Source organism: Streptomyces anatolicus (genome assembly GCF_019400875.1).
Classification (GTDB): Bacteria; Actinomycetota; Actinomycetes; order Streptomycetales; family Streptomycetaceae; genus Streptomyces; species Streptomyces anatolicus.
In genome coordinates, this window is sequence record NZ_WMBF01000316.1 from 1 (window position 1) to 7,322 (window position 7,322).

Consider the following 7,322-nt stretch of genomic DNA (forward strand, 5'->3'; position numbering starts at 1 on the left):
CCCCAGTGGAGAGCCGCCGCCCCCGGACGGAAACCGGGCGGCAGCCAGAGCCGGCCCGTACCGCGCGGAGCGCGGACGCGGAGGCCGCCACGACCCCGCTGAACCGCCGGAGGCACCCCGTGCAGGCGCACGAAAAGAACGACCCCCTCGCCCGAGAGCGAGGACACCTCGCCGCATCCCGCGCCGCGCTGCGCGCGATGCGCGCGGACGCCGAGGCCCTGGACATCCGCGACGTCACCGCCAACTGGGTGAACGCCGCCGTCCTCGAACGCCAGATCGACGACCGCATCAAGTCCCTCGCCGACCTCGCCCACACCCCCCTCTTCTTCGGCCGCCTCGACTACCTCCACGCCCCCGGCGCCGACCAGGCGGAAGGCGCGGAGGGCGAGCAGTTCTACATCGGCCGGCGGCACGTGCACGACGCCGACGGCGACCCCATGGTCATCGACTGGCGCGCACCCGTCTCGCAGCCGTTCTACCGCGCGTCCAAGAAGGACCCGATGGACATCGCGCTGCGCCGCCGCTTCGGGTACACCGGCGGTGACCTCACCGCGTACGAGGACGAACACCTCAGCGACCCCGCCGAGGACGAACGCGCCAGCAAGCTCCTCCAGCAGGAGATCGAACGGCCCCGCGTCGGCCCGATGCGGGACATCGTCGCCACCATCCAGCCCGAGCAGGACGAGATCGTCCGCAGCGGACTCAGCGGCAGCGTGTGCGTGCAGGGCGGGCCCGGGACCGGAAAGACCGCCGTCGGCCTGCACCGCGTCGCCTACCTCCTTTACGCCCACCGGGACCGGCTGGCCCGCACCGGCACGCTCGTCATCGGACCCAACGCCTCCTTCCTCCACTACATCGAGCAAGTCCTGCCCGCGCTGGGCGAGTTGGAGGTCAAGCAGGCCACCGTCGACGACCTCGTCGCCCACGTGGAGGTGCGCGGCACGGACGACTCCGCCGCCGCCCTCGTCAAGGGCGATGCCCGCATGGCGCGGGTGCTGCGCGCGGCCGTACGCTCGCACGTCACGCTGCCGACCGAGCCCCTGATGGTCGTACGCGGCTCCCGGCGCTGGCGCGTTCCCGCGTATGAACTGGAGGAGATCGTCCAGGAGTTGCTGGCCCGCGACATCCGTTACGGCGCCGCCCGTGACGCCCTGCCGCAGCGCATCGCCCACGCGGTCCTCGTCCGCATGGAGCAGTCGGGCGAGGCGCCGGACGACCGCGTGCAGGACGCGGTCGCGCGCAACCCCGCGGTGAAGGCGGCCGTGAAGGCCATCTGGCCGCCGGTGGATCCCGCGAAGCTGGTGCTGCGGCTGCTCTCCGACGCCGATTTCCTCGCCGCGCACGCCGACGGTGTCCTGAGCGCCGACGAACAGAAGGCCGTGCTGTGGGCGAAGCCGGCGCGCGGCGTGAAGTCCGCCAAGTGGTCGGCGGCGGACGCGGTGCTGATCGACGAGGCCACCGATCTCGTCTCGCGCACGCACTCCCTCGGGCATGTCGTACTCGACGAGGCGCAGGACCTGTCCCCCATGCAGTACCGCGCGGTGGGGCGGCGCTGCACGACCGGTTCGGCGACCGTGCTCGGCGACCTCGCGCAGGGCACCACGCCCTGGGCGACGCGGAGTTGGGCCGACGCCCTGGCCCATCTCGGCAAGCCGGAGGCGGTCGTGGAGGAGCTGACGGCCGGTTTCCGCGTGCCGCGCGAGGTCATCGCGTACGCGTCCCGGCTGCTGCCCGACATCGCGCCGGGGCTCACGGAGGTGGCCTCGGTGCGGGAGTCGCCCGGTTCGCTCGCGGTGCGGCGGGCCGAGGATCCGGACGCGGCCTGCCTGGCGGCGTGCGCCGAGTCGCTGCGGCGGGAGGGGTCCATCGGGCTCATCGCCGCGGACGCGCGTGTGCCGGCCTTGGCGCGGGCCCTGACGGCGGCCGGGATCACGTACCTCGCGCCGGGCGAGGAGACCACGCCGGACACCCGGCTCACGCTCGTACCGGCGTCGCTCGCGAAGGGTCTCGAGTACGACTACGTGGTACTGGACGAGCCCGCCGCCATTGTCGACGGCGAGCCCGACGAGCGGACGGGTCTGCGCCGGCTGTACGTGGCGCTGACCCGCGCGGTGTCCGGCCTGATCGTCGTGCACGCGGCGGACTTGCCGGCGCAGCTCAGCTAGGGTCTTTCGGGCTGCTTTTCTTCGACGCTGCCGTCCGCCGAAGTAGCGGGGGACGGCAGGAGGTTGACGATCAGCACGATGCCGGTGAGGGTCACGACGCGGGTCGCCGCGTCCAGGCCGTTCCAGTTCTCGGACTGCCACATGGCGAACCACTCGCCGCCGATGCCGATGAACCCTGCCCCGAAGAGCAGTAGCACCATCAACAGGCCTGCTGTGCCGAGGCGTTGGGCCTTGCGGTGGCCCGCGCGGCGGCGGATCGCGTCGGCCCAGAGGGCCGTCGCCGCGATGAGGAGGAGTGCGGCGGCGCTCTCCCACACGATGATCGCTATGTACGCGGCGTCCTGGAGCGCGGTGGACTCCACCGCGCGCCACATCAGGTCGTCGTCCTTGAAGGTGGTGTCCATCGCGAGGACGTGGCGTACGAATTGCTGGTTGGTGCCGAAGTCCGTGATGTTCCCGAACGCGACGAGCGCGATGTAGAGCGCGACGGTTCCGGTGAGCAGGGCGGTGCAGATGGCTTGCGTACGGCTTGGGTGTCCGGTCATTGAGGTCCCCTCCCTTTCGGGCCCAGTTCTATCGCGGGCCTCACGAAGGCGCCCCGTCAGGGGCGCGGGGAACTGCGCGCAACCCACACGGACCCGCACGCGAAAACCGTCCCGCATCCGCAGGTCCGTCGCGGCTGATCGCGCAGTTCCCCGCGCCCCTAAGGGGGCTATCCGCACCGCCCCCCGAAGGGGTTATCCCTCGAGCGCCGTCCGCCACTGCGCGACGGCAGCCGAGGAGACCTGGCCCGACCACCCGTCGGGCCTAGCCGCTCCGCCGATGTGGAACGCCTCCACCCCCGCCCCCCGAAGCCGCGGCAGGTGATCGAGGCGAAGGCCACCGCCCACCAGGAGCTGAGGCTCGTAACCCGGCTCCCCCCTCCTCGCCGCCTCGGAGAGCAACGTGGGGAGCCCTTCGTCGACCCCGCCCGCGGCCCCCGCCGTGAGGTACGTGTCCAGGCCGGGCAGATCCGCCAGCGCCTTCCGCAGCGCGTCCCGGTCGGCGGCACGGTCGATCGCCCGGTGGAAGGTCCAGCGGCACCCGCCCAGCGCGTCGACCACCGTCTCGATCGCCCCGAGGTCAGGACCGCCCGCCTCGTCGAGGAAGCCGAGGACGAACTCGTCCGCCCCCTCGCTCCGCAGCTCACCCGCCCGCCGCACAAGCGCGTCCACGTCCCCCGCGGAGAACCCGTCCGCCAGCCGCAGCATCACACGCAGCGAGATGTCGACGCGGGCCCGGACCGCGGCGAAGGTCTCCCGCGAGGGGGTCAGGCCGTCCGCGGCCATGTCGGACACCAGCTCAAGGCGGTCCGCGCCGCCGGCCTGCGCGGCGGCGGCGTCCTCGGCGTCGAGGGCGATCACCTCCAGGACTGCACGCTTGCTCATGGATGTCTCTTCCTTCTCATCGGGTCGAGTCGAGATCCCGGCCCACAGGACACGCACCGTGACCGGGACACGCACCGCGACCGGGACACGCACCGCGATACAGTCACACAGGTCTAGTCCAATTATCCAGCCTACGCGCAGAACACCTCACCCCGGATCCCGTCAGGCCGGCGGCCTAGGCCAGCGGCCTGAACCCCCGCAGCCGCAGGCTGTTGCCGACCACGAAGACCGAGGAGAAGGCCATCGCGGCCCCCGCGATCATCGGGTTGAGCAGCCCGGACGCGGCCAGCGGCAACGCCCCCACGTTGTAGGCGAAGGCCCAGAACAGGTTCGTCCTGATCGTGCCCAGGGTCCGCCGCGAGAGCCTGATCGCGTCGGCCGCCGCCCGCAGGTCACCCCGTACGAGCGTCAGATCGCCCGCCTCGATCGCCGCGTCCGTCCCCGTGCCCATCGCCAGACCCAGGTCGGCCTGGGCGAGGGCCGCCGCGTCGTTCACGCCGTCGCCGACCATGGCGACCGAGCGGCCCTCGGCCTGCAACCGCTTGACCACGTCGACCTTGTCCTGCGGCAGCACCTCGGCGATGACGTGCTCCGGCGCGATGCCGACCTCCGCCGCCACCGACGCCGCGACCGCCTTGTTGTCACCGGTCAGCAGGATCGGCGTCAGGCCGAGCGCCCGCAGCCGCGCGATCGCCTCCGCGCTGGTGTCCTTCACCGCGTCGGCGACCTCGAGCACGGCCCGCGCCTCACCGTCCCAGGCGACCGCGATGGCCGTACGCCCCGCCGCTTCCGCCTCCGCCTTCGCCCGCTCCAGCGCCACCGGAAGACGTATCTCCCACTCGGCGAGCAGCGTCTCGCGGCCCACCAGAACCGCGTGGCCCTCGACGATGCCCTGCACGCCGCGTCCCGCCACGTTCGCGAAGTCCTCGGGCGTGGGCAGCGCGCCGACCTGCTCGGCGGCGCCGGCCGCGACGGCCCGGGCGATGGGGTGCTCGGAGGAGTGCTCCAGGGCGCCCGCGAGGCGCAGGACCTCGGAAGCCGAGGTACCGGGAGTGGTGTGCGTGGCGAGCAGGGTCATCTTGCCGGTGGTGACCGTTCCGGTCTTGTCCAGGACGATCGTGTCGACGCGGCGCGTGGACTCCAGGACCTCCGGGCCCTTGATCAGGATGCCGAGCTGGGCGCCACGCCCGGTGCCGACCATGAGGGCGGTCGGCGTGGCGAGGCCCAGGGCGCAGGGGCAGGCGATGATCAGTACGGCGACGGCGGCGGTGAAGGCGGCGGTAAGACCGGCGCCGTTGCCGAGCCAGAAGCCGAGCGTGGCGAGCGCGAGTCCGATGACGACCGGCACGAACACCGCGGAGATCTTGTCGGCGAGGCGCTGTGCCGCCGCCTTGCCGTTCTGCGCGTCCTCCACGAGCTTGGCCATGCGGGCGAGCTGGGTGTCGGCGCCGACGCGGGTGGCCTCGACGACGAGCCGTCCGCCGACGTTGAGGGTGGCGCCGGTGACGGAGTCGCCCTCGCCGACCTCGACGGGCACGGACTCGCCGGTGAGCATGGAGGCGTCCACGGCCGACGCGCCCTCGACGACCTCGCCGTCCGTGGCGATCTTCTCGCCGGGCCGGACCAGGAAGCGGTCGCCGGCCTTCAGCTCGCCCACCGGGACGGTCTCTTCCCGCCCGCCCTCGCGCAGCACGGTCACGTCCTTGGCGCCGAGCTGGAGCAGCGCCTTGAGGGCGGCCCCTGCCTTCCGCTTGGAGCGGGCCTCGAAGTAGCGCCCGGCGAGGATGAAGGCGGTGACTCCGGCCGCTGCCTCCAGGTAGATGTTCCCCGCGCCGTCGCTGCGGGCGATGGTCAGCTCGAAGGCGTGCGTCATGCCGGGCGTGCCCGCGGTGCCGAGGAACAGGGCCCAGAGCGACCAGAGGAACGCCGCCGAGGTGCCGACCGAGATCAGCGTGTCCATGGTGGCAGCGCCGTGCCGCGCGTTGGTGAAGGCCGCCTTGTGGAAGGGCCAGGCGGCGTACGTCACGACGGGCGCGGCCAGGGTGAGGGAGAGCCACTGCCAGTACTCGAACTGGAGCGCGGGCACCATCGCCATCGCGATCACGGGGACGGAGAGCAGTACCGCGGTGACCAGCCGCTCGCGCAGCGGCCGCAACGCGTCGTCGCCGCCGTCGCTCCGGCGTGCCTCGCCGTCCTCGCCCTCCTCGCCGGACGGGACGCCGTGGTCTCGTACGGGCGTGGGCTCCTTGGCCGTGTACCCGGTGGCCTCGACGGTCGAGATCAGGTCCTGTACGGAGACGTCCTCGCCGCGGTAGCTGACCTTGGCCTTCTCGGTGGCGTAGTTGACGGTCGCCTCGACGCCGTCCATGCGGTTGAGCTTCTTCTCGATGCGGGCGGCGCAGGAGGCGCAGGTCATGCCACCGATGGCGAGTTCCACCTCTGCGGTGGAAGCGGTGGGGACCGCCTCGGGGGTGCCGGGTGTGGTGGTGGACATGGTGCGGGCTCCTCGTGACGCGCTCATGATGCTTCCCGATACCCGGGGTAGGTATCAACCTGACGAGGACCAGTTATACCCCTGGGGGGTATGAAGCGCAAGAGTGGACCTCCCGACGCCCCGGACTTGACTTGATACCCCTAGGGGGTATCTTCGGAGGCATCGAGTATCGAGTCAGGGAGTCGTCATGAACACCGGCCTGAAGATCACCGCATTCGCCGCCGCCGTCGCCGCGACCTTCGGTACCGCGTACGGAGTGGGCAAGGGCGTCGGCCCCGTCACGGACCGGACGCCCGCGGCTCAGCACCACGAGGAAGCGGCTCAGCACGACGAGGAAAAGGGCGCCGGGCACGGCGAGGAAACCGCCCCCGGCGGCCTCCAGATCTCCGAGCGCGGCTACACGCTGGACCTCAGGACCTCACGGATCGAGGCGGCCCGCCGGGACACGCTGCGCTTCGCCGTCGTCAAGGACTCCACGGGCGGGAACGTCACCGCGTACGAGAAGGAACACGACAAGGAGCTGCACCTCATCGTCGCCTCACGCGACCTGACCACCTACCGCCATCTGCACCCGACCCGCGCGGCCGACGGCACCTGGTCCACCCCGGTCGAACTCCCCGAGGCGGGCGGCTACCGCGTCTTCGCCGACTTCCGCCCCGAGGGCGCGAAGGAGGGCCTGACGCTCGGCGCGGACCTCGCGGTGGCGGGCGACTCCGAGCCGAAGAAGCTGCCCGCGCCCAGCACGACCGCGAAGGTGGACGGTTACGACGTCACGCTGAAGGGCGAGCTGAAGACGGGCGCGGGCGGCGACCTCACCCTGAACGTGGCGAAGAACGGCAAGCCCGTCACCGACCTCCAGCCCTACCTGGGCGCGTACGGCCACCTGGTGGCCCTGCGCTCCGGCGACCTCGCCTACCTCCACGTCCACCCGAACGGCGAGCCCGGCGACGGCAGGACGAAGGCGGGCCCCGGCGTCTCCTTCATGGCGACGGCACCGAGCGCGGGCGCGTACCGCCTGTTCCTGGACTTCAAGCACGAGGGGAAGGTCCGCACGGCGGCGTTCACGGTCCACGCGGGTGGGGGCGAGCACGGGGAGAAGGAGGACGGTGGCGGGCACGCGGAGAAGGACGGGCGCGGGCACGCGGAGAAGGACGGCGGCGGGCACGGGGCGAAGAGCGACGGCCACCAGCACTGATCGCCACCACCACGGCCACCACCACCGCCCCCGCCTACTAC

General features: G+C 72.1%; 5 protein-coding genes. 2 read left to right on the forward strand and 3 right to left on the reverse strand.

The annotated features are described in order from the left end of the window. The first annotated feature begins 119 nt into the window (after positions 1-119). Entirely contained in the window at positions 120-2,165 is a 2,046-nt protein-coding gene (locus tag GKQ77_RS23400) for a HelD family protein (protein ID WP_308117761.1), read from the forward strand. Here GKQ77_RS23400 and GKQ77_RS23405 read toward each other — a convergent pair. The 3 genes from GKQ77_RS23405 to GKQ77_RS23415 form a co-directional block, all read right to left on the reverse strand. Then, a complete protein-coding gene (locus GKQ77_RS23405) occupies positions 2,162-2,710 on the reverse strand; it encodes a DUF2165 domain-containing protein (protein WP_219690895.1) in 549 nt (182 codons plus the stop codon). The two genes, GKQ77_RS23400 and GKQ77_RS23405, sit on opposite strands and share 4 nt — an antisense overlap. A gap of 192 nt (positions 2,711-2,902) precedes the next feature. Further along, positions 2,903-3,592, reverse strand: a complete 690-nt coding sequence (locus tag GKQ77_RS23410) for a copper homeostasis protein CutC (protein ID WP_219690896.1) — start codon at positions 3,590-3,592, stop codon at positions 2,903-2,905. 175 nt (positions 3,593-3,767) lie between these two features. Next, positions 3,768-6,086 carry a heavy metal translocating P-type ATPase gene (locus GKQ77_RS23415; protein WP_219690897.1) on the reverse strand — a complete coding sequence of 773 codons (2,319 nt, stop codon included), beginning with the start codon at positions 6,084-6,086 and terminating at the stop codon, positions 3,768-3,770. A gap of 187 nt (positions 6,087-6,273) precedes the next feature. Between GKQ77_RS23415 and GKQ77_RS23420 the strand changes: the two genes are divergently transcribed. Beyond that, positions 6,274-7,281: a DUF8832 domain-containing protein gene (locus tag GKQ77_RS23420; protein ID WP_258021816.1), complete on the forward strand. Its 1,008-nt coding sequence runs from the start codon at positions 6,274-6,276 to the stop codon at positions 7,279-7,281. Positions 7,282-7,322: the final 41 nt, after the last annotated feature.